Source organism: Vibrio sp. SCSIO 43009 (genome assembly GCF_023716525.1).
Lineage (GTDB): Bacteria > Pseudomonadota > Gammaproteobacteria > Enterobacterales > Vibrionaceae > Vibrio > Vibrio alginolyticus.
The window spans coordinates 885,521-908,292 of the sequence record NZ_CP071842.1 but is presented as its reverse complement, the minus strand read 5'-3'; the positions used below and the strand labels follow the sequence as shown (position 1 = coordinate 908,292).

The following is a 22,772-nucleotide window of genomic DNA, read 5'->3' as shown; positions in this document are numbered from 1 at the left end:
TTAATGTCGTTCCCGACTTAAATCTAATTCAGTGATTTGACATCTAAACCGGCGTTTAGCATGTCAATGAGCGCCTGGACATGAATTAAGGCACACATTTTTTCTTTTACCATGCCCGCTAGCCAAGGGCGTTTACCCGCCTGCTCACGCCAGCGAACCTTGTCGATATTAAGCGTTTCAGTCCCCATTAATTGGTTACTGGCCAACCCCCACATGCTCTCACCAAGCATGACGACATATTGGTAGTTATCTTTATAGCTATCATCACGAAGCTTATCTGCCATCACCCATTTCGCGGTATCGACGACATCAAACTGTTGCTCGCGATTTGTTTGTAGCCCCAAATACCAGGCGGGTTTTCCTATCAAATGGTTAAGCTCGCTAATGCGATGAATACCACCTAACTCATCAAGAGGTACAGCAAACGTGACACCATTCACATCAAAGTAAAGAACTTGGAAGTCCTCACTTCGCTTCGTGCTTTCCCAGACCGTTGGTATATCGGAATCTGCTTGTGTTTCGAGTTCAGTATCGACGTTCGATTCTATATTGATACTTTGTTCGATCACTGCGTGAGGTTCATCCACCTCTGGTTGCGCTTCCTCAAAAACTGGCTCATCAATCACCCAGTCCTGTATTTCCTCAACACCCTGAAGCTCAGGCACCTCACTAAAGGTTTGTACCTCAGGCTCAGCCGCTTTTATCTCTGCTGCAATATCAATCGTATTTTGTTCAAGAATACTATCAATATCCAACTCAGCCACTGGGTTGCTTGCTTCAAGCTGACTTAATAGCCTTTGAACATCTTCCAGGTTTGGAGCTTCCAACTCTGGCGGATATGTTTCTTGAAACTGGTACGTTTCTGGCTCCGAGTATTGTAGCTGTAATTCTGGCTCTGGCTCTGGCTCTGGCTCTGGCTCTGGCTCTGGCTCTGGCTCTGGCTCTGGCTCTGGCTCTGGCTCTGGCTCTGGCTCTGGCTCTGCAGATGATACCTCTTGAGCCAACAGGTCAAGGTCTTCCTCAAGAGTCGTTATTTCAGTTTCATCATCCAGTAATGCATTAAAGTAGTCATCAAGTGCTTGTTCACTGGACAGCACATCATTACTGCTCATCGAACGCCAACCTCTCCAGGTAAATCAGTAGCTGTTTATAGGCAAACACACCACGGCTACCAGATGCAAAATGCGAAGCTGGCAAGTGCTTTAAACTGGCATCGCGGAACTTAGTATCAATAGGCACCGCTGAGGTCCACACTTGATTTGGGTAATCTTTTTTCAGTTGCATCAATGTCTGCAATGACGCTTTCGTGCGCTTATCGTACATGGTTGGGACGATAGTCACTTTGAAACCGCCCGGGCGAGATTTTTGCATAATGGTTAGCGTACGCATCATGCGCTCTAGACCTTTCATCGCCAAAAACTCTGTTTGAACAGGAATCAAAATTCGGTCACTGGCTGCCAACGCGTTCACCATCATCACGCCAAGGATTGGCGGACAATCAATCAACACATAGTCATAGTCTTGTGAGACAGTTTGCAGCGCCCGTTTTAATATTAATCCCATACCACTGCGATTACCCATTACGCGATCAAGCGTGGCAAGGGACATATGCGCGGGAATGATATCCATTCCTTCCAGCTCTGTTTCTAAAATCAACGGTTTAACCGTCTCACGAGAAAACGTCTTCAACTGGAATAAATCAAATAGGCTCGAAGTTACTGCATCAGGATCATAACCGAGATAAGTAGTCAGTGAGGCGTGAGGATCAGTATCAACCATCAATACTCGATGGCCTTTCTGGCTCAATAAGCCCGCCAATGTCACTGTTGAGGTGGTTTTACCCACGCCTCCTTTCTGGTTTGCTACACTCCAAACAATCATGATGAATCCTAAGCTAGGCCAACTTCCACCAACATGCGTTCAGCAATGCGGTCAAGCGGTAAATCTTCTGAAGAAATGCCTGCTTTAGCAACCGCTTGGGGCATGCCATAAACAACACAACTTTCTTCATCTTGTGCCCAAATAGTTGAGCCTGAAGACTTCAACATGCGAGCGCCCTCACGACCGTCTGCACCCATGCCTGTCAACACTAAAGAGAGCACTTTGTCGCCATATACTTTTGCGGCAGAACCAAAAGTCACATCCACACATGGTTTGTAGTTCATGCGGTCGCCGCCATCAATAATGCGAAGACGAGCAGCGCCCGCTCGTCCATCCACCATCATTTGCTTCCCACCTGGTGCAAGGTATGCCACACCGGGCTGTAACACATCGCCATCTTGTGCTTCTTTCACTTGAATCTTGCACAAGGTGTTCAAACGACTGGCAAACGCAGCAGTAAACGTTGCTGGCATGTGTTGAATCAATACAATCGGATGCGGATAGTTCATCGGCAAACGCGTCAGAATTTTTTGTAGAGCAACGGGGCCACCTGTTGATGTGCCAATTGCCGTCAGTTGATACTTCTTACCAGAAGCACGGTACTTTGTCGCAGCAGGTCGAGTTGGTGTTGGAGTCACAGGTGAAGCCGTTCTTGAACCTAATGATCGAGTAGTCGTGCTGGTACTCGCTGTTGGGCGAGCGATAGGTCGACGCATGAAAGCGCGCTTCGAGGCAATCTGAATCACACGCTGTTGAAGTAATGACACCGCTTCTTCACGGTTACGCGCAATGTCCTCAAACTTTTTCGGTAAGAAGTCCAATGCGCCCGCATCTAGCGCATCAAGCGTAGCTTTCGCCCCGTCGTGGGTCAGGGACGAAAACATTAGAATTGGCGTTGGAGCAGCGGCCATTATTTCACGTACAGCTGTAATGCCATCCATCACTGGCATTTCAATATCCATCGTGATGACGTCAGGTTTGAGAGATTTGGCTTTCTCAACCGCCTCTCTACCATTTACCGCAACGTCAATCACTTCTAGGCGCGATTCTGAGTTGATGATTTCGCTCACGCGACGTCGGAAAAAACTCGAATCATCAACGACTAGTACTTTAATCGCCATCTTATTCCTTTTAATAACGTCAGCTTTGCTTAAAGGCGTGAAGCCGCAGCATATCGCTTAAGTAAATCAGGCACATCTAGAATTAATGCAATATGGCCATCGCTAGTAATTGTCGCACCAGCCATACCTGGAGTGCCCTGTAATAGATTATCGAGTGGCTTAATAACCACTTCTTCTTGACCAATAAGCGTATCCACAACAAAACCAACGCGCTGGTTACCAATCTGTACAATCACCACGTGACCGTGACCAGTACGCTCTTGGACGTTTTGCGATTTGGATGCCAACCAGTTTTGTAAGTAAAATAGTGGGATAGATTTCTCACGCACAATAATCGTCAGCTGACCATCTACCACGTTTGTACGACTAAGATCCAAGTGGAAAATTTCACTCACCGAAGCCAATGGTAGAGCAAAAGGATGACCGCCAACACCAACCATCAGAGTCGGTAAAATCGCTAACGTTAGTGGTACTTTGATCGTAATCTTAGTGCCCTTGCCTAGCTCAGAATCGATATCGATTGAACCGTTTAAGGTATTGATCGCCGTCTTAACCACGTCCATACCCACACCACGACCAGAGATGTCAGAAATTTTATCTTTACTTGAGAAACCAGGTGCGAAGATAAGGTTGAAGCACTCTTTATCTGTTAAACGTGCCGCCGCATCTTCATCCATCATGCCACGCTTCACCGCGATGCCACGCAGTTTGTTCGGGTCCATACCGCCACCATCATCTACGATGGATAGTTCAATATGGTCCCCTTCTTGCGATGCTGACAAAATCACTTTACCTGTGCGTGATTTGCCGGCCTTCGCGCGTGCGTCTGGCATTTCAATACCGTGATCAACCGAGTTACGCACCAAGTGAATCAACGGATCGGCCAATGCTTCTACAAGGTTCTTATCGAGATCGGTTTCTTCACCGCGCATTTCTAGCACGATGTCTTTATTTAGGTTACGAGCCAAGTCACGAACAACGCGTGGGAAGCGGCCAAACACTTTCTTAATTGGCTGCATACGCGTTTTCATTACCGCGCCTTGTAGATCCGCAGTTACCACGTCAAGGTTAGCGACCGCTTTGGACATCTCTTCGTTGTCGCTATTCAAACCAAGGCTTAATAGGCGGTTTCGAACCAATACGAGCTCACCCACCATGTTCATGATGGTATCAAGTGTCGAGGTATCAACACGAACGGTTGCTTCAGCCTGAGGTTTTTTAACCGCTGGTGCTTTGGCTTCTTCTTTTACCGCGACTGGTTTAGATTCTGGCTTTGGTGCTGGCGCTGTTTGAACGGGTGCTGGCTTAGCAACAGGCTCAGGTTTCGCAGGGCTTTGCTCTACGTTTGCTGACGCTGGCTTCGTTGCCATGTCCAATTCTTCTAGCGTTGGACCTTTACCTGAACCATGTAGCTCATCGAGTAACTTTTCGAACTCTTCGTCCGTCATTAAGTCACTGTCTTGATTTGATGAAGATGCCAGTGGAGCGGAAGGCTCTGCCGCTTTAGGTGGCTCTACTGGTACGGATGCAGATGCAGCAGCCTCTGCCGTAGAAGGACTTTTTCCTACACCGTGCAGTTCATCGAGTAAACGTTCAAACTCATCATCAGTGATATCACCACTTTCAACTGATGGCGCACTCGATTGAGGCGGTTCAGATGGCGTTGTAGGTGTCGCAGACATTGAGGTGCCTGGCGCTGAACCTTTACCATGAAGCTCATCCAGTAGCTTTTCGAATTCGTCTTGGGTAATTTCATCAACAGAGCCGACACTTGATGGTGCTGACGGCGCAGCAGGTTCTTCGATGATAGGCTCGGGAATAATAGGCTCTGGAGTAGCCACTGGTTCTTCAACTACGGTTGCCGCTACTTCATCTTCTGACTCAGGTTTGCATAGACGATGAAGTTCTTCAAGAAGCTCAGGGTCCGCAGCTTCTAACGGCTCACGATCTTGAACAGCCTGGAACTGGGTATTAACCGTATCCAAGGCTTTTAGCATCGTATCCATTAAGTTTTGCGTTACCGTGCGTTGACCGTTTCGTAAAACGTCGAACACGTTCTCCGCACCATGACAAGTATCGACTAGCTCTGCCAATGAAAGGAAGCCGGCACCGCCTTTTACGGTATGAAACCCGCGGAAAATAGCATTAAGTAAGTCTTTGTCTTCTGGGTTATTTTCCAATTCAACCAACTGCTCAGAAAGCAGCTCGAGAATTTCCCCAGCCTCAATGAGAAAGTCCTGAAGAATATCTTCGTCTAAATCGTAGCTCATACGTTACCTTTAAAATCCAAGACTGGACAACAAGTCATCGACTTCGTCCTGCGATGAAACCGCATCTTCTCTCAGTTCTGGATGAAGAATCGGGCCTTCGGCTTCGCTTGTTTGTGTATTCTTTTTATCTGCCGGTTCTGACAAAACTTGAATATGTTCTTCAAGTTTATTTCCAGAGAATACGGTTAGGATTTCCACTAAGCGGCCTTCAACTTCATTAACCAACGTAATTACGCGGCGAATGATTTGGCCAGTTAGGTCTTGGAAGTCTTGCGCCATGAGAATTTCGGTCAATTGGCCGCGCAATTCAGTGCTGTCACCTTCGACTTGCACTAATAGCCCGTCGATTCGGTGGCACAGTGCTTTAAATTCGCTTAATTCTATGCGCCCGTGCATGAGTTCATTCCATTGAGGACGAACTTTTAGAAGGCAATCATGCAGGTTGTCAGCGATAGGAAGGCAGCAGTCGACCGCATCCATTGTTTTGTTGGCTGCAAGCTCTGTCTTCTCGATCACATAATTGAGACGATCCCTAGCGTTAGGGATTTCGTCTTTCGCAATTTCGGTCATGCGCTGATCGAGACTGAACTGCTTGAGTGATTCGTGAAGGTCTCGAGTTAACGCTCCAATTTCTTGCAGCATTGGGTTATCGGCACCTTCGTAGATCGAGGCAACAAGCATATTGGCTTGGTCTTGTTCCCCGTTTTCTAGCATTTGAACGAGTGACTTCGCCTGCTCTAGTGAGATCATTCTGAATAGACCCTTTTACGTTTAGTTCTTCTTATCACTTTGAAAACGCTAAACGAGTCATTTAATAGGTATTTAATAATTGGTATGAATGACTCGAATAACAAAGAGAAAGAGAGAGTTATAAACGCTCGAAAATTTTATCTAATTTTTCTTTTAATGTTGCAGCAGTAAATGGCTTAACAATGTAGCCGTTTACACCTGCTTGAGCAGCTTCAATGATCTGCTCACGCTTCGCTTCAGCCGTGATCATTAGAACTGGCAGATGCTTAAGTTCTGCATCCGCGCGGATGTGTTTAAGCAAATCGATGCCTTGCATACCTGGCATGTTCCAGTCAGTTACAACAAAATCGAAGTCACCTTTTTTCAGCATTGGTAATGCGGTTAAACCATCGTCCGCTTCTTGAGTGTTATTGAAACCCAAGTCACGAAGCAGGTTTTTAACAATACGGCGCATTGTTGAGAAATCATCAACAATAAGGATCTTCATGTTTTTATTCAAAATTGCCTCCACTGAATCGTAAAATCAGTGTTTTTAGTCATTTTGTGTCCACGCACTGAGCTTGGTACGTAAACGTTGCATCGCTTGACTCAGTATTTGACTTACGCGAGATTCGCTTACGCCTAACACATCGCCAATTTCTTTCAAATTGAGTTCTTCATCATAATAAAGCGAAAGAACCAAAGCTTCACGCTCTGGAAGCTGTTTTATTGATTCAACCAGTGCTTTTCGAAATGATTCATCAACTACCCCTTTGAATGGGTTGCTGTCATCGGTTTCATCCGCCGGTGAAATCACATCATCAGAAACGCCTAAATCTTCAATACCGACTAATTTTGAGCAGTTGATATCGGTAAGAGCACTATGATATTGATCCAGTGTCATACCGAGATGCGTGGCTACTTCAGAATCAGTAGGATCTCGATTTAATTCGCCTTCCAGCTCCGCAATCGCTTGGTTAATCTCTCGATTATTTTTATGAACAGAACGCGGTACCCAATCGCCTTTACGCATGTCATCTAACATTGCGCCACGAATACGGATACCTGCATAAGTTTCAAAGCTCGCACCTTTAGAACCATCATAATTCTGCTGAGCTTCGATAAGACCGATCATGCCGGCCTGAATTAAATCCTCTACCTGAACACTCGGCGGTAAACGGCCTAGTAGGTGGTGAGCAATGCGCTTAACCAACACTGAATAACGTTCAATGAACGCCTGCTGGCTATTAAATTTGCCATGTTGGTCATAGGTTATCGCTTTATTCACCAAAAGGGTCCTCTGCGAATTCGGTACGATTTAGCAACCTTTCCACAAAAAATTCCAAGTGTCCACTTGGTGTTTTCGGTAGTGGCCACGTCAACGCTTTGTTTGCTAGTGAGCTGATAGCTAAAGCGGCAGGCGAGCGTGGGAACGCATCAACGACAATTTTTTGTCTTTTTACAGCCTGTCGTACTTTATCATCTAATGGAATACATGCTACGAGTTCAAGGCTAACATTCAAGAATCGCTCTGTGACTAGTGTCAACTTTGCAAACAATTCTCGCCCTTCACGGTAGCTTCTGACCATATTTGCTACAACTTTAAAGCGTTGAACTTGGTGTTCTTTACTCAACAGCTTGATTAATGCATAGGCATCTGTGATTGACGTCGGTTCATCACACACAACTACAACCACATCTTGAGCTGCTCGCGAAAAACTGATTACCATGTCAGAGATACCAGCAGCGGTATCAATCAGCAGGACATCCATTTCGTCTTCAAGACTACCAAATGCTCGGATGAGTCCGGCATGCTGAGCGTGAGAAAGCTCTGTCATGCTCTGTGTGCCAGAAGTTGCAGGAATTATCTTTATACCATAAGGCCCTTCGACAATCGCATCTTTTAGCTCACATTCACCCGCTAAGACATGTCCTAGATTACGTTTTGCACGAATTCCGAGCATCACGTCCACATTGGCCAGACCTAAATCAGCGTCGAGAACCATCACCTTCTTGCCTTGGCGAGCCATACAAATCGCCAGACCCAGTGTTACGTTTGATTTCCCCACACCACCTTTGCCGCCAGTAACAGCAATCACTTTGGTCAACGATGGTTGTGTTAAGCGACGGAGGCCGCTTGCTTGATCGTGTATCATATTCTCAGTCATAGTAGTCCGCCGCCTTAGAGTCCTTCACTGTCACTGTTCCAAAAGTGAGGTTCGTTCTCTGTCGACTTCTCTAACAGTTCATTTGCTTTCGCAAGCATATATTTTGGTTGCGCTATCACAATGTCTTCTGGTACGCGCTGACCATTAGCGATGTAAGCTACTGGCATTGCGTTTTGAATCACTACACTGATGAATTCGCCTAGGCTTAATGACTCATCAAGCTTCGTCATAATACAACCCGAAAGTGGTATACGTCGGAAGTGATCCAGCGTTTCTTGTAGAACACGACGTTGTGCGGTAGCCGGCAAAACAAGGTAGCTGTGAATCACTTCTCCGCTCTCTTGCATTAGAGTGTCGAGCTGCTCGGAAAGCCTCACATCTCGTTGCCCCATCCCTGCCGTATCGACCAAAATCAGTCTTCTGTTTCTTAGCTGATATATAACATCGGCTAACTCGTTAGAATCTTTAGCAACTCTTACGGGACAACCCATAATTCTTCCGTAAATTGAGAGTTGCTCATGTGCACCTATGCGATATGTATCTGTTGTCACAAGGGCCACATTGTCGGCACCGTATTCCATGGCTGCGCGTGCTGCGAGTTTCGCTACGGTTGTTGTTTTCCCAACCCCCGTCGGACCCAACAATGCGACTACGCCACCACGTTTTAAAATGTCCTGTTTAGGAATATTGATTTGATCCGCCACCAGCGACAATAACGCTTTCCACGCTCGCGCTGGCTTTGTATCTTCCGGGATATAACAGGCCATCTGGTCTGCTAACTCCGGAGAAACGCCCATTCGCTCTAAGCGCTTAATCAGCATCGCTCTTAGCGGCTCACGGCGTTCTACTTCTTGCCACATCAGGCCAGAAACTTGGTGCTCCAACAGACGACGAATTGACGTCATCTCTTCGCGCATGCTTTCTAGCTCATCGGCCGATTCGTCACGCTCATCACTTGGGCGACGTCGGTCATAGCGCGTCGGGTCCAGCTTGGGCGTCGGACGTTCAAATCGATTGTCCTGTGCGATTAGCTTCGCCAAAGGTGAATCTGGTTGATATGGCGCTGGCTTTTCTTGGTTGTAGCCGTCGCGATGCTTATTTTGGCGTTGCAGCAAAGCAGAGAGCGAATCTTCATTTTCCGCTACGTGGTCGTCAGCATCTGCTGCACCACCGCTATATTGCTTAAGCATATTAGCGAATCGCTGCGTCATTGAGCCTGTTTTTTCATTGTTACTGTTATTACTGTTCAGGCTAATTTTATCTTCATCTAAATGACGATCTTGGTAACGATCAGCAGAAGACGATGACATTTGACGATGTTCGTTATAGCGATTCGTTTGAGAAGCACCGCGATTTTGCTGTGACGCTGCGCTTGCTTGAGACGGATTAGATTCACTATCTATCGCCGCAACAATCGCTACTCCACCAGCCACTTTCTTGTTTGACATGATCACCGCTTCCGCGCCTAACTCCTCTTTCACTTGGAGCAGCGCCGTTCTCATGTCTTTGGCAAAAAATCGCTTTATTTTCAAACTATGAATCCATTAATGATGCGTGAGATCAGTTACCCACGGCTTGCACAATTCTGATCTGTTTTTCATCCGGGATTTCTTGGTAAGACAGTACCCGGAGATTAGGTATTGTGTTCTTCACAAATTTAGCCAACGTCGAGCGTAATACACCGGAAGTAAGCAGAACGGCAGGTTCGCCTTTCAGTTCTTGTTCCTGTGTCGCTTGGCTTAGTGAAGACTGCAATCGCTCAGCGAGTCCCGGTTCAATCCCCGCGGATTCGCCTCCTGATGCTTGCATAGTTTGATGCAATATTTGTTCCAGTTCGGGTATCAAAGTAATCACTGGTAGTTCAGGCTCTATACCATTGATTTCTTGAACAATTAGGCGTTTAAGACTAATTCGAACTGCTGCCGTCAATATGTCAGCTTCTTGACTCTTACTTGAGTACTCAGCCAAAGTTTGAACAATCGTGCGAATATCGCGGATTGGAATGGCCTCGTTTAACAAGTTTTGTAGGACTTTCACCACCACACCTAATGGTAATTGGTCAGGAACAAAGTTCTCGACCAACTTAGGCGCGCTGCGTCCCAACATTTCTAATAAATTCTCTACTTCTTCATGGCCAATTAGCTGTGATGCGTTGTTGGTCAATAGCTGGCTTAGGTGCGTCGCTAATACCGTTGATGAATCAACAACCGTATAACCCAGAGCCTGCGCGTGCTCTCGCTGATCTTCTCGGATCCATACGGCTTCCAGTCCAAAAGCAGGGTCAATGGTTGGCTCACCATCAATCATGCCATACACCTGACCTGGGTTAATCGCTAGCTCTTGATCCGGACGAATCTCTGCTTCGCCCACCGCAACCCCCATCAATGTAATTCGGTAACTGTTTGGGGTCAGCTCAAGATTGTCACGAATATGAACCGCTGGAATTAGGAACCCAAAATCTTGCGATAACTTTTTACGCACGCCTTTTACGCGCTCTAACAGTTCCCCACCTTGGTCTCTGTCCACCAAAGGGATTAAGCGATAACCGACTTCCAAGCCAATAATATCGACTGGCTGGACGTCATCCCAAGACAGTTCGCGCTGTGAGGAAGGTTCTGTACCTTCGTCTGCTGTTGCTGGTAAAGCGGGCTCTTTCGCTTTCTGCTTCTGCCGTTTGTCGATGAAATATGCCGCTGCACCGGCCGCGACTGCCAGGCTCAAAAACGCAAAGTGTGGCATGCCCGGTACGATGCCCATCACACCAAGAATAGCCGCAGTAATCATCAGCGCTTTTGGGTTGTCGAACATCTGGAAGACCAGTTGTTCCCCCATGTCTTCATCGGTGTTTTGGCGCGTCACCATCATTGCCGCTGCAATCGACAGCAATAGCGATGGGATTTGTGCGACCAAACCATCACCGATTGTCAGTAAGGTATAGATTTCAATCGCTTCACCGAAACCCAATCCATACTGCGCCATACCGATCGACAGACCGCCGACGATGTTGATAAACAGAATCAAAATACCGGCAATCGCGTCACCTTTTACGAACTTCGAGGCACCATCCATCGAGCCATAGAAATCCGCTTCTTTGGTCACTTCAAAACGACGAACTCTTGCCTGCTCTTGGTCTATCAATCCGGCATTCAAGTCGGCATCAATCGCCATTTGCTTACCCGGCAACGCATCAAGCGTAAAGCGAGCACTTACCTCAGAGATACGACCCGCACCTTTGGTCACCACCATAAAGTTGATGATCATTAAGATGAGGAAAACCACTAGGCCGACCGCGTAGTTACCACCAATAACGACGTTACCGAACGCCTCAATTACGTTACCTGCCGCATTACCGCCTTCATGACCATGCAGTAAGACGACACGAGTCGAGGCAACGTTCAAAGCCAAGCGGAGCAACGTGGCGATCAGCAATACCGTTGGAAAAGCAGCGAAGTCCAAAGGGCGACGTGTGTAAACGGTCACTAACAACACCACCATCGACAGCGCGATGTTAAAGGTGAAGAACATATCCAGCAAAAATGCTGGAATCGGCAGTACCACCATCGCTAGGGTGGCCAAAACCATCACCGGAGCACCAATAGCTGGCATTTCACGTTGAGGGATTCGTGGCAATTTATCTGCAAACGGCAGGCTTAACTTCATACTGCGAGAGATCTCAATCGATTGAAGCGTCACGTAAGCTCTTACTATTAATACGCGACCGCTTTAGCCTAAAAGTTTAGGTAGGGTTGATAATTAAAGCGTTTTAAGCAATCTATGTACCAGAATTAGCGCCAAAATAATGACTAAACACTCAAATAGAGCTTAGCTTTTGATCAAACAAGCTTTTTTAAGGCTTTACCGCTTTTCGTATCAATGGCGGTGTTCGGGTGGGATTGGCAAATCATAATCTTGAATTTTCGGGCGCTGTCCACCTCGTTTTCGGTATTGCTTTAATTGGAATACAAATGCCAAAACCTGAGCGACGGCAGTAAATAACCCATCGGGGATCTCTTGCTCGAGCTCTGTCGTGTGGTACAACGCACGAGCCAAAGGTGGTGCGGGCACAATCGTAATGTCATGTTCGCGGGCGACTTCTCGAATCTTCATCGCCATGTGGTCAGTACCTTTAGCGATCACGACTGGCGCACGGTCTGTCTTCTGCTTATAACGAAGCGCTACCGAGAAGTGCTCAGGGTTAGTAACAATAACATCAGCTTGAGGAACATCCGCCATCATTCGACGTTGAGCCGCTTCCCTTTGCAACATACGAATACGGCCTTTCACTTCCGGCTTACCTTCAGTCTCTTTGTATTCGTCTTTGACTTCTTGCTTGGTCATTTTTAACTGATCGGCGTGCTGCCAAATTTGAAATGGAATATCGATGGCAACCACAATCAATAGCGAGCAACTGATCAGCAAAATAAAGTTCAGCAAAATATCTAAAGCATGGAAGATGTTTTGCGGATACACATCCATGCTCAATTGAATCAGATCGGCCTGCGATGCTTGGATCAAATAGATGGCGACACCGGTGACCAGAACCACTTTAAGGATTGATTTGATCAACTCTACCCAGCTTTGCATGCCAACCATTCGCTTTAAGCCGCTAAGCGGATTCATTTTCGACAGCTTGGGCATGGCTGCTTGGGCAGAAAAACTGATTCCTCCCACACCTGCTGCTCCAATCATGGCGGCGGTAAACAATGTCGCTAACACCAAAAATAGTGGGAACAACAAATCACTCATCGCGCCCAAAGCGATATCAAACAGTTTTGCAGTATCGAAAATCTCTTCTCGTTGAAGATCAAATAAACGGCTCATGATGGAAAACAATGAACGTGCTAACGCCTCGCCAAACCACATCAATGAAATGGCGCCAACGATCAGCACAGATGCTGATGCAAGCTCTTTAGATCGAGCGACCTGCCCCTTTTCTCTGGCTTGTTGTAACCGTCGGGGCGTGGCTTCTTCGGTGCGTTCCTGACCGTCTGATTCTGCCAAATCTTAGCACTCCAAGCGAATAAGCCGACAAATCTGCGCCTCACCCACTGTCCAGAACATTTCATAATGACTGTATAGACCAGCCAGTATGTACCAACAAAGTAATAGACCCACCATCAAAGCAAAAGCAAAACCAAGCGAGAAGATATTCAGCTGTGGTGCGGCACGGGTCATTACACCAAACGACAAGTTAATGGTCAGTAGTGCAATAATGCCGGATAGAGACATACTCAATGCCGTTTGGAACATAATACCAAGCCAGCCTGCCATTTCACGGAAATCAACCGCGTTGAGCGAGCCGGAGCCAATCGGCAAAGTTTTAAAACTGAACACCACCAATTGCAGCATTTTTAAGTGTCCATCGGTGGCAAGGAAAAACATTGTCGTTAAGAACATGAATAACTGGCCAAGCAATGGCGTGTTCTGACCATTTGCGGGATCAACCATAGAAGCAAAGCCCAAACTTGATTGCATACCCAATATTTGACCAAGTAGGACAAAGGTTTGAATCATAAATTGAGTAACCATACCCATCGCTATGCCGATGATCATTTGCTCGGCAATGGTCATGAAGCCACGAAACGAGAGTAGCTCAATGTCTTGAGGTACGGCGGGGATAGCTGGCATGACAGCGAAAGTGATGGCTAAACCGAGGTAAAGGCGGATTCTTGGCGAAACAAATCGGGCCCCGGTTACTGTCATCACCATCAACATGGATGAGATACGAACATAGGGCCAGAAGTAGTTTGCGATCCAATCTAAGACAACGCTAGTGGGGTACTCCATAGGCGCCTCTAATAAAGCACCTGAGGTAAGCGTTCAATCAAGCCATAGAAATATTCCATCAACATTTGCGTCATCCAATGCCCAAACAGCATCAGGGCCAAAAGCGTGACAATCAAACGCGGTAAGAAGCTCAATGTTTGTTCGTTGATGGAAGTCGCAGCTTGAAAAATCGCGACTACAAGGCCGATAAGCAAGCTTGGGATGATAATAGCGCAGACCATGATAAGCACCATCCAAAGTGCTTCACGGAAAAGCTCGACAAACATTTCTGGTGTCATGTCTTATCCTCTATCTGCGCTTATCTAAAGGGCAAAGCTGCCCGCAAGTGTCGAGAGTATCAAGTTCCAACCATCGACCAATACGAACAACATCAACTTGAACGGCAACGAAACAATCATTGGTGACAACATCATCATACCCATTGCCATCAGTACCGAAGCGACTACAAGGTCAATGATCAAAAACGGCAAGAAGAGCATAAAGCCAATTTGGAATGCAGTTTTTAGCTCTGAGGTGATAAAAGCCGGAATCAATACCGCCATCGACACATCTTCTGGATCCTCGACTTGCTCTCCTGACATGGTTACAAACGTCTCCAAATCTTTGATTCGCGTCTGTTTAAGCATGAATGCTTTCATTGGCGCTTGTGCAGCATCAAACGCTTCTCGCGCCGTGACTTGCTCGTTCAAATAAGGCTGAACAGCTTTGTCGTTGATTTCGTTCAGGACAGGAGACATAACAAAAAAGGTCAAAAACAGCGCAATACCAATAATAACCTGATTAGAAGGCGTTTGTTGCAAACCCATTGCCTGACGCAATATCGACATTACCACCACAATTCGAGTGAACGAGGTCATCAGAATCACCATGGCAGGCAAGAAGCCAAGCATGGTCATTAACGCTAAAATTTGTAGTGTAACCGAGTAGTCTTCACTGCCATCAGGGTTCGTGGTCATGGTGAATGCTGGAATACCACCGCCACTAGAAACGGACATAACACGGCTAGCACCAGTATCACTTTGCATAGCCTTAACTGTAACACCACTTCCATCGGCTAAGTTATCTGGCAGCGCTGACCCCTCTGCTTCAGCAAAGGTAAATGAAGAAAACAGCACGCCGACAAAAAGTAACAACGTACTCAGGAGCAAACGAATTGGATTACCCTTTGTCATGTTTTTTGATCAGCTGGCTAAATTGAGTCGCAAAAGCATTGGTCGCCAACTCTTCCTCTTTCAGTGGCTTATCTAACTTGGCTAAAGTTTGGATCGATTGGCTAGTAATCCCAACCAAAAACTGTTCTTCACCCACTTGAACTACTGCGATTCTTTCTTTTGTACCCACTGGCAACTGACTCACTATACGCAAGCCCTTTTGTTGTCCCATCGCTGGCACTTGCATACGTTTCAACAACCAAGCCAGCAAAAGAATCACGCCGATTACAAGCACAAGCGAGCCAAGTGTCGTCGCAAGATCCAGATTATTTGGTGCGGCAGCAAATGCATAAGGAGCACTTAGCATTAAGCTCAGTGCTCCAGTGATTTGCTTCAATCGCATTTTGATTGAACGACTCATCTTAACGCAGCTTCTTAATTCGTTCAGTTTGGCTGATCACATCCGTCAAACGGATACCAAACTTATCGTTGACGACCACGACTTCGCCGTGAGCAATCAAAGTACCGTTAACCAATACGTCGAGCGACTCACCGGCTAGACGATCCAACTCAACAACCGAACCTTGGTTAAGCTGCAACAGGTTCCGAATGCTAATTTGAGAACGACCGACTTCCATCGAAATCGTCACCGGGATATCCATAATAGTGTCGAGTTTACGACGCTCATCTTCGCTAATTGGGCTTGAAGTGTCTTTTAGCTCTTCCAGTGGCGCAGCCAATACTTCATCTACGTCTACAGAAGGGGCAGACGGGTCTTCGCCAAGAGCGGCTGCCCATTCGTCTGCTAGCTTTTGATCGTCACTTGGTTCCATTTTTCTATCCTGTGTTACGCCTAACTCATGCCATAGCATGTCTGTTTAATAAGGTATCTTAATGGTCTATATCGTCTTCACTCTCAAGCTCGGACATGATGTCTTTACCTAAGAAAGCTAAATCTGTTTTGACGACATGTGGGCGCTCAATTTCCTCAGAAATTTGCACCGCTAATTTGTCTTCCGATCGACCCATTTTTACGCGATAGGTCGGTAGGTCTTCTACAAACATCGTCGCATGTTCTGGCATTTCAATCGGGATGATATCGCCCGGTTGCAGCTCCATGAGATCACGCAAAGAAATGTCTTTTTCGAGCAAGTTCACGCGGAAGTTAACCGGACAATCCATGATCTCTTCACGTAGTGCTGAGCTCCAGCGAACGTCCGTTTCCATCTTGTCGGACTGAACACCTGCATCCAATAGTTCACGGATAGGCTCAACCATGGAGTAAGGCATAACGACATGAAAATCGCCGCCACCGCCGTCAACTTCTATATGGAATGAACTCACGACAATCACTTCTGTCGGGCTGACAATGTTTGCCATGCTTGGGTTTACTTCAGAGTCGAGATATTCGAACTCTACCCCCATCACTGGCGACCACGCTTCTTTATAATCTTCAAATACAATTTTCAGTAACAACTGAATGATGCGGCGTTCCGTTGGGGTAAATTCGCGGCCTTCGATTTTGGCGTGAAATCGACCATCACCGCCAAAGAAGTTTTCTACCAGAATAAAGACTAAACGAGCCTCCATGGTGATCAACGCAGTGCCTTTTAACGGACGAAAACGCACCATGTTCAAACTGGTTGGCACGTACAATGTGTTCTGGTATTCACCAAACTTCATCATCTGCACGCCATTGATCGACACCTCTGCCGTTTTACGCAGCATATTAAACAGACTAATACGCATGTGCCGTGCAAAGCGCTCGTTGATAAGTTCGAGCGTCGGCATTCGACCACGTACGATTCTGTCTTGCGACGAGAAATCAAAATTGACGGCACCCTCAGTGTCGTTTTCTATCGGTTCATCGACGTCATCAACATCGTCAACCCCATGCAATAGCGCATCAATTTCGTCTTGGCTTAATAGATCGGTCACGTTTTACCTATTGAATAACAAAATCTGTAAACAGTACTTTTTCAATCACTGGCTTACCGACCGCAGCATTCAGCGCTGCTTTGATATCTTCGGAAGCACGATCGCGCAATTCCACTCGTCCTGTAGGAGAGCGCAATTGATCAACCGTCGCGGAAGCAAACGTTGATAGCATAGAGCTTTCAATCAGTGGCGAATGATACCGCGCCAACTCTTCATTTTCTGCACCGCGAACCATTAACTGCGCTTTAATTTGAACCAGCCTATCGCGGCTATCCCCAGTAACGTTAAATACAAATGCCTGAGGAAGATTCACATACGCGATGGGCGCAGCATCCGATGCCTTCACTTGAGCCTGTTGAGACGATTCAGCCTGAGCAGGTTCATCAGAGCCCATTAGAAAAAATGCCGCTGCCCCGCCACCAAGTAGTAATACTACAACAGCGATGATGATGATAAGTAACTTGCTTTTTCCTTTCGGCGCATCGGCCCCTTGTAACTGTTCTTCTGCCATTCTTGTCTCTTATTGTTCTTTTGAGTTACCAAGACGTTTTAGTGAGTTGCTTGGTAACCATATTCCATTGCCGTTAAACGGCCTTTTATGCGTAAAAACTAATTCCATCACGCTTTGAAGCGACATTCAAATCCAGATTGACATCAGATTCAAAACCCTCTTCGGACTGTCCAGAAAAACCGCCACTTTGCGCGCTTTGACCATGTTGTTCAGCAGTATACCTACCTTGCTGTTGCCCGCTGTTTTGTTGCTGGACGGAAGAATCAGCCAGCTGCATACCTTGTTGTGCTAGCATTTCTCTCAAACGAGGGAGCGTCTGTTCAATAATGTCACGAGCTTGCGGGTTGTTCACTGTAAAATGTACATTGGCAACGTCGTTATTCATGGTCATACGAATTTGCATACGACCTAACTCTGGTGGATCAAGACGAATATCGAGATTTTTCAGATTCTTCGACATCATCATTTGCACTTTTTCCGCAACTTGCTCGTTGGCTAGCTCTTTAGTTAGTTGCAACGGAAGCTGAGCTTGTTGTGCAGCATCAATACGCGTTTGTTGCTGCACATTAATTCCTTGCTGACCTGCCATAGCCTGAAGCTGTCCAGCGAAGCCATGTTGGAGGTCCGACTTATCTTGTTTATCCACAGTCGCCTTTAGCGCACCAGTCGCCAATGCTGCGTTCATCACTTTCTGGCTAATCTCTCCGTCTTTCACACCTTGAAGCGACGTCGGCACTTGCGCGGCTATCAACATATCGGGCGTTGGAGATAATGCGACTTTTTCTCCACTATGAGCAGTTTGTGGCTGGAGTACTTGAGCCGCTGTATGCTGGATTTGCTGAGACGCTGCCATAGGTCCAGCCTGGCGAGTTAAATTATGTTGTACTTGTTGCTCTGCGAGAATCTGTTTAATGTCATTAGGGAGCGCAACAAATTGGGCAAGGTCTTGCTCAGGAATATCCGCCGTGATCGTTCCTTGTTTCAACCTTTCAATGATCTGAGCTTCTTGCTGAGTCAGTGGTTTTCCTTGCGCCAACTTGGTATCTATAACTTCAAGTTCATCCAAGGAGACTCGTGGAAGCGCGTCGATGTTGGAACCATCAACGTCTGTTAACAACGGCGACAGTTCATTAGCTACTTCACCACTGACTGCGCTCTTAGTCGTCGGATGGCTGGCTTGTTTCGCTAGCTCTTGCCAAGCAGCAAACTCAGACGAGAGTTTGTCGATATCGATAGGTTGACCATTCTTATCTAAAATTGGCTCTAAGTCTTGTCCTGGGATCATCTGTGCTTGTTCAAGCGAATGAACTAATGGCGTTTCATTCAAAGCCAGCTCATCAAGGTTTGTCGAAACGGTTGCTTGCTCGTGGAACGAATGCACTAAATTTGCTCTCTGAGGCAAAACTTTGCCACTATCGATGGATGCATTACTCGCATTCAGGGTTTGATTCGCTTGTTCAATTCGACCAAGAAGCTGTTGTCCTTCGCCCATCGTGCTTTTTACGTCCATTGTATTTGATGGGTTACTCGTATCAATTGATGTTGATTTCACTTTTTCGATAGCTTCAACATCAGGCTTCAAAGATGTGCTGTTACTCGCCTTTTGTAAACTTGCCTTGTCACTTAGGGTCGCATTCGGTTTGTTTGCTGATGTTTCATCAAAATCATGGGGCCCGTCACTGACGGATCCTTGGCTCTCTTGCGCCAACAATTCGTCCGAGACGTTAGCAGAAGAAGTACTGCCTACATCCGCTCTTTCTTTTTCTTCAACCACTGTCGATTCTGTTGCTACTTTTTCGGGCTTTTGTTTACCAGCAAACGCATCGGTTAACGTTTCTAAAAATCCCTTGCTTTCAGTGCTCTCTGCGGACGCTTTAGCGGACACATCAGAAACTGGCGTCTTGGTAGTCGCAGATACATGGGACAAATTCACACTCATTTAGAAACTCTCGTTCTCGTGGCTCTGAGCGTATCGCTGACAGACAGCAATACTGGCGGCAAACAAAGGTCAAAAAGACCCGACACTGACAGCTAAAATGCAAAAATCACACCACAATATTGAGCCAATTCTCGGCAAGCTAATAGATGGCATGTTTATGGAACAAACATCAACAGTACTATCCGAGAACCTGGTTCCTAACATGATGTACAGCTACTTGATTGACTTTGAAAAACGATAAGCGTAAACAGACACTTGGCTTAACAATTAAGGAATCACTTTGAAGATCACAGAATTACGCCAATATAGAATCAAAGCAGGCAAAACAGAACAGTGGCTAAGTTGGATGAAGGAAGAACTGTTGCCCTATCAACGTTCACAAGGCATGCGTGTACTGAATACTTACGTCCACACTGGTGATGATGGACATGACTATTTTGTTTGGCTTAGAGAGTTCGACAATGAACAAGCACGCCAGGCTCTCTACGAAAAAACATACAACGAGTGGTGGGTTCGCGAGATTCGACCGAAGGTATTTGAGCTAATTGAACAAGACTCAATCAAAGTTACCTTACTTGAATCGGTAGAGATGTAGTCAACTGCAACACCGTAATGCAATATCGAACCGATAACCTTTAGAAACGATGTGGTTTTCGACTGTAAAGTAAGGTGGAAAACTCGTCCATTTGCTTTTGTTCGCGCTTAGCTTCAGCAAGTTGTTTCTCTTTTTCGCGTTTGTCTATCATCCACTCATAGGATTTGCGTTCTTTACGCACGGTTAACCAATATTCTTTACAGTTTTCAACCTGCTCTTTGAAATGACTTTCTGCTTGCTTTTGCTTAGATAAAGTCTCATCTAGCTGGGTAAGGAATCGATTTAAGTGTCCATATTGACTTGCCGTTAGGCCCGCCTGACCACGGTCGACGAGCTGCTGGCAATAATCAAGCCGATACTTTTCAATTTGTTCAACCTGACGGTAATAATCTTCGAGTTCAGAACGCGCTTTGTTCAGTGCAAGCACAGCTTGGTCTTCACGATCCTTAGTTTGCTCAAGTAAAAACTCCATCGCATTATTCACGCGCTATCACCCACCCAAAATGTTTCTAAGCATATTGACGCACATATCGTATGGCACCGATTCTTTCATGCTCTGCTGCAAGTATTCGTCTAACTTCGGTTTCAAAGTAAATGCGCCATCAATAGCAGGATCGGTACCCGGTTTGTACGCTCCAATCGAGACCAAATCTTGATTCTTGCGACAAATAGACAAGACCTGTCGCACCGCTTTTGACATCAGAACGTGCTCTTCGGTCGTGATTTGCGGCATAACACGGCTCACCGACTTCTCGACATCAATCGCCGGATAATGGCCTGCATCCGCCATTTCACGAGAAAGTACAATATGGCCATCAAGAATGGCTCGCGATGCGTCCGCTATCGGATCTTGCAAATCATCCCCTTCGGTCAACACGGTAAAGAACGCCGTAATCGAGCCTTGTTCGGCACTTCCATTACCCGCTCGCTCAACCAGCGCTGGCAGCTTGGCAAATACAGAAGGCGGGTAGCCTTTCGTCGCTGGCGGCTCACCAACAGAAAGTGCGATTTCACGCTGTGCTTGTGCAAAACGAGTCAACGAGTCCATCAATAGCAGAACATCTAACCCTTGGTCCCGGAAGTATTCAGCAATCGTTAATGCCGTTTGGCACCCCTTTAAGCGCATTAGAGGTGAAGCATCGGCAGGCGCCGCGACCACCACTGAGCGGCGACGACCGTCCTCACCCAAGATCTCTTCGATGAATTCTTTAACTTCACGTCCACGCTCACCTATCAGGCCGACGACCACAACCTGTGCGGTGGTACCTCGCGTCATCATGCCAAGCGTGACCGATTTACCCACACCAGAACCTGCAAACAGACCGATACGCTGACCTTTACCGACCGTCAACAAACCATTGATAGCTTTTAGGCCAACATCGAGCGGTTCAGAAATTGGCTTTCGAGCCAATGGGTTAATTGGTTCGGCATTAAAAGAGGCACGGTGATCGGTATACAAAGGGCCAAGTCCATCAAGTGGATTCCCAACCCCGTCTATAACGCGCCCAAGTAGCTCCATGCCGACAGGCAAACCAGCGTCACTGGTTAAAGGGGTGACTCTCGCGCCAGGTAAAATGCCCGTAATTTGTTCACTTGGCATTAAAAATAGGTTGTCACCTGAAAAGCCGACAACCTCGGCTTCCATCTGACCTGACATGGTTTCCACTAAGCATAAACTGCCAATTGGTGCGCGACAGCCGGTTGCTTCCAACGTTAACCCAACCACACGCACCAGTTTGCCAGAGGCGACAGGGCGCGTCGTAAGGCCTTCAACTTTGTAGCTTTTTAAGCGGTCAGCGAGTGCTTGCATGGATTACTCACCCTCTTGATGACGGTTTGCGCCACAAAAGCTGTGCAATACGCTTTTGACGCGTTCTTCCATGCGATAATTAATGCTTGATTCGCCGGCTTCAATCTGGACATCACCTCGATTGAGCGATGGCTCAGCAACTAACGTCCAGTTGCGACAATTAAGGTCTTCTTCACCATAAGCTGAACGAATAATCGCGACATCTTCTGGATTCAGGTGCAAGGTAATAGGGTGGCCTGATATTGGTAGCGCTTCGACCGACTGCTTCACTGTATCTAAAATAATTTGAGGGTTGGTTTGTACTTCAACGTGCACCACTTCTTTGACTAAGCAGAGCACCATATCCACCAGCTGCTTTTCAACCTGAGCATTCATCAACTCCAAAGGTTGAGCAAACTGATTGGCCAAGTTCATAAAAGTTTCAACTTGCTGCTGAATGTATTCTTGCCCTGCAGTTACCCCTTCAGCTTTTCCGAGCTCGAGACCTTCAGCATGGCCGGCTTGCAACCCTTCTTCTTTACCTTTGTCGTAACCTTGCTTAAAGCCAGCTTCCTGACCTTGATGTAAGCCTTCTTGATAAGCACCTTGCTTAATCAGTTCAATTTGCTCTTCGGTTAGCGCAAGTGGCTGCTCTTCTTCAGGCTCATCAAAATTCGGCACCCACCCCGGGTCATAGTTGAACGCGGTTTGTTTTGCTTGTTTGGCTTTAGGCTCGCCATAATCAGGCAGCCCCCAACGTTGAGGTTCGATCATCGAATCATCTTCATCAGGACGGATAAATCCACGTTTTCTATCGCCAGCCATGGGTTACCTATTGTGTGTTCGATTAAGAAGTGAGGGTGCTCCGCAATAGGATAATTGCGAAGCAATAG

The 22,772-nt window shown here is 46.6% G+C and carries 24 protein-coding genes; 2 read left to right on the top strand and 22 right to left on the bottom strand.

The window, feature by feature from the left end:
• Positions 1 to 23: 23 nt before the first annotated feature.
• The 19 genes from J4N43_RS04295 to J4N43_RS04205 all read right to left on the bottom strand — a co-directional run bounded on the left by J4N43_RS04295 (position 24) and on the right by J4N43_RS04205 (position 19,495).
• A complete protein-coding gene (locus J4N43_RS04295) occupies positions 24 to 1,112 on the bottom strand; it encodes a chemotaxis protein CheW (RefSeq protein WP_005384457.1) in 1,089 nt (362 codons plus the stop codon).
• Positions 1,102 to 1,881 (bottom strand): ParA family protein, encoded by a 780-nt coding sequence (locus J4N43_RS04290; protein WP_005380505.1) that lies wholly within the window; start codon positions 1,879 to 1,881, stop codon positions 1,102 to 1,104. The genes J4N43_RS04295 and J4N43_RS04290 overlap by 11 nt, the downstream gene beginning before the upstream one ends.
• 8 nt (positions 1,882 to 1,889) lie before the next feature.
• Entirely contained in the window at positions 1,890 to 3,002 is a 1,113-nt protein-coding gene (locus tag J4N43_RS04285) for a protein-glutamate methylesterase/protein-glutamine glutaminase (RefSeq protein WP_005380504.1), read from the bottom strand.
• Positions 3,003 to 3,031: 29 nt separating this feature from the next.
• Positions 3,032 to 5,272, bottom strand: a complete 2,241-nt coding sequence (locus J4N43_RS04280) for a chemotaxis protein CheA (protein ID WP_053349546.1) — start codon at positions 5,270 to 5,272, stop codon at positions 3,032 to 3,034.
• Between the two features lie 9 nt (positions 5,273 to 5,281).
• Complete coding sequence (locus tag J4N43_RS04275; RefSeq protein ID WP_005380502.1) at positions 5,282 to 6,022, bottom strand: protein phosphatase CheZ; 741 nt, start codon at positions 6,020 to 6,022, stop codon at positions 5,282 to 5,284.
• A 118-nt stretch (positions 6,023 to 6,140) separates the two neighbouring features.
• Positions 6,141 to 6,509 carry a chemotaxis response regulator CheY gene (gene cheY / locus J4N43_RS04270; RefSeq protein WP_017635949.1) on the bottom strand — a complete coding sequence of 123 codons (369 nt, stop codon included), beginning with the start codon at positions 6,507 to 6,509 and terminating at the stop codon, positions 6,141 to 6,143.
• Positions 6,510 to 6,554: 45 nt separating this feature from the next.
• Complete coding sequence (locus J4N43_RS04265) at positions 6,555 to 7,289, bottom strand: RNA polymerase sigma factor FliA (RefSeq protein WP_005380499.1); 735 nt, start codon at positions 7,287 to 7,289, stop codon at positions 6,555 to 6,557.
• Entirely contained in the window at positions 7,282 to 8,169 is an 888-nt protein-coding gene (locus J4N43_RS04260) for a MinD/ParA family protein (protein ID WP_005380498.1), read from the bottom strand. The genes J4N43_RS04265 and J4N43_RS04260 overlap by 8 nt, the downstream gene beginning before the upstream one ends.
• A 14-nt stretch (positions 8,170 to 8,183) precedes the next feature.
• Positions 8,184 to 9,701, bottom strand: coding sequence for a flagellar biosynthesis GTPase FlhF (gene flhF, locus J4N43_RS04255; protein WP_025767171.1), 1,518 nt, complete (start codon positions 9,699 to 9,701; stop codon positions 8,184 to 8,186).
• Positions 9,702 to 9,729: 28 nt separating this feature from the next.
• Positions 9,730 to 11,829, bottom strand: coding sequence for a flagellar biosynthesis protein FlhA (gene flhA / locus J4N43_RS04250; RefSeq protein ID WP_025998722.1), 2,100 nt, complete (start codon positions 11,827 to 11,829; stop codon positions 9,730 to 9,732).
• Positions 11,830 to 12,039: 210 nt separating this feature from the next.
• Positions 12,040 to 13,170 carry a flagellar biosynthesis protein FlhB gene (flhB, locus tag J4N43_RS04245; RefSeq protein ID WP_005380490.1) on the bottom strand — a complete coding sequence of 377 codons (1,131 nt, stop codon included), beginning with the start codon at positions 13,168 to 13,170 and terminating at the stop codon, positions 12,040 to 12,042.
• 3 nt (positions 13,171 to 13,173) lie between these two features.
• Positions 13,174 to 13,956 carry a flagellar biosynthetic protein FliR gene (gene fliR / locus J4N43_RS04240; protein WP_005384463.1) on the bottom strand — a complete coding sequence of 261 codons (783 nt, stop codon included), beginning with the start codon at positions 13,954 to 13,956 and terminating at the stop codon, positions 13,174 to 13,176.
• Between the two features lie 8 nt (positions 13,957 to 13,964).
• Positions 13,965 to 14,234, bottom strand: a complete 270-nt coding sequence (fliQ, locus tag J4N43_RS04235) for a flagellar biosynthesis protein FliQ (protein WP_005380488.1) — start codon at positions 14,232 to 14,234, stop codon at positions 13,965 to 13,967.
• Between the two features lie 24 nt (positions 14,235 to 14,258).
• Positions 14,259 to 15,128: a flagellar type III secretion system pore protein FliP gene (gene fliP, locus J4N43_RS04230; RefSeq protein ID WP_158159740.1), complete on the bottom strand. Its 870-nt coding sequence runs from the start codon at positions 15,126 to 15,128 to the stop codon at positions 14,259 to 14,261.
• Positions 15,115 to 15,528 carry a flagellar biosynthetic protein FliO gene (gene fliO, locus J4N43_RS04225; protein WP_005380480.1) on the bottom strand — a complete coding sequence of 138 codons (414 nt, stop codon included), beginning with the start codon at positions 15,526 to 15,528 and terminating at the stop codon, positions 15,115 to 15,117. Before fliO ends, fliP begins: the two co-directional genes overlap by 14 nt.
• A 1-nt stretch (position 15,529) precedes the next feature.
• A complete protein-coding gene (gene fliN, locus J4N43_RS04220) occupies positions 15,530 to 15,940 on the bottom strand; it encodes a flagellar motor switch protein FliN (protein WP_005380479.1) in 411 nt (136 codons plus the stop codon).
• A 58-nt stretch (positions 15,941 to 15,998) separates the two neighbouring features.
• Positions 15,999 to 17,045, bottom strand: coding sequence for a flagellar motor switch protein FliM (gene fliM, locus J4N43_RS04215; RefSeq protein ID WP_005380478.1), 1,047 nt, complete (start codon positions 17,043 to 17,045; stop codon positions 15,999 to 16,001).
• A 7-nt stretch (positions 17,046 to 17,052) separates the two neighbouring features.
• Entirely contained in the window at positions 17,053 to 17,556 is a 504-nt protein-coding gene (fliL, locus tag J4N43_RS04210; protein ID WP_005380477.1) for a flagellar basal body-associated protein FliL, read from the bottom strand.
• An 85-nt stretch (positions 17,557 to 17,641) separates the two neighbouring features.
• Positions 17,642 to 19,495, bottom strand: a complete 1,854-nt coding sequence (locus tag J4N43_RS04205; RefSeq protein ID WP_062730487.1) for a flagellar hook-length control protein FliK — start codon at positions 19,493 to 19,495, stop codon at positions 17,642 to 17,644.
• A 97-nt stretch (positions 19,496 to 19,592) separates the two neighbouring features.
• On the opposite strand from J4N43_RS04205, the gene J4N43_RS04200 reads away from it, so the two are divergent.
• Both J4N43_RS04200 and J4N43_RS04195 read left to right on the top strand, forming a co-directional pair.
• Positions 19,593 to 19,736, top strand: coding sequence for a hypothetical protein (locus J4N43_RS04200; protein WP_005394314.1), 144 nt, complete (start codon positions 19,593 to 19,595; stop codon positions 19,734 to 19,736).
• A gap of 39 nt (positions 19,737 to 19,775) precedes the next feature.
• On the top strand, positions 19,776 to 20,090 hold the full coding sequence (locus J4N43_RS04195; protein ID WP_017635953.1) for an NIPSNAP family protein: 315 nt from the start codon (positions 19,776 to 19,778) through the stop codon (positions 20,088 to 20,090).
• A 40-nt stretch (positions 20,091 to 20,130) separates the two neighbouring features.
• Here J4N43_RS04195 and fliJ read toward each other — a convergent pair whose 3' ends face one another.
• From fliJ to fliH, 3 genes are read right to left on the bottom strand one after another with little or no spacing between them, the layout of a single operon-like run.
• Complete coding sequence (gene fliJ / locus J4N43_RS04190) at positions 20,131 to 20,574, bottom strand: flagellar export protein FliJ (RefSeq protein ID WP_005380474.1); 444 nt, start codon at positions 20,572 to 20,574, stop codon at positions 20,131 to 20,133.
• A 6-nt stretch (positions 20,575 to 20,580) separates the two neighbouring features.
• Entirely contained in the window at positions 20,581 to 21,900 is a 1,320-nt protein-coding gene (gene fliI, locus J4N43_RS04185) for a flagellar protein export ATPase FliI (protein WP_005384474.1), read from the bottom strand.
• Positions 21,901 to 21,903: 3 nt separating this feature from the next.
• Positions 21,904 to 22,704, bottom strand: a complete 801-nt coding sequence (gene fliH / locus J4N43_RS04180; RefSeq protein WP_005394317.1) for a flagellar assembly protein FliH — start codon at positions 22,702 to 22,704, stop codon at positions 21,904 to 21,906.
• Between the last annotated feature and the right edge of the window lie 68 nt (positions 22,705 to 22,772).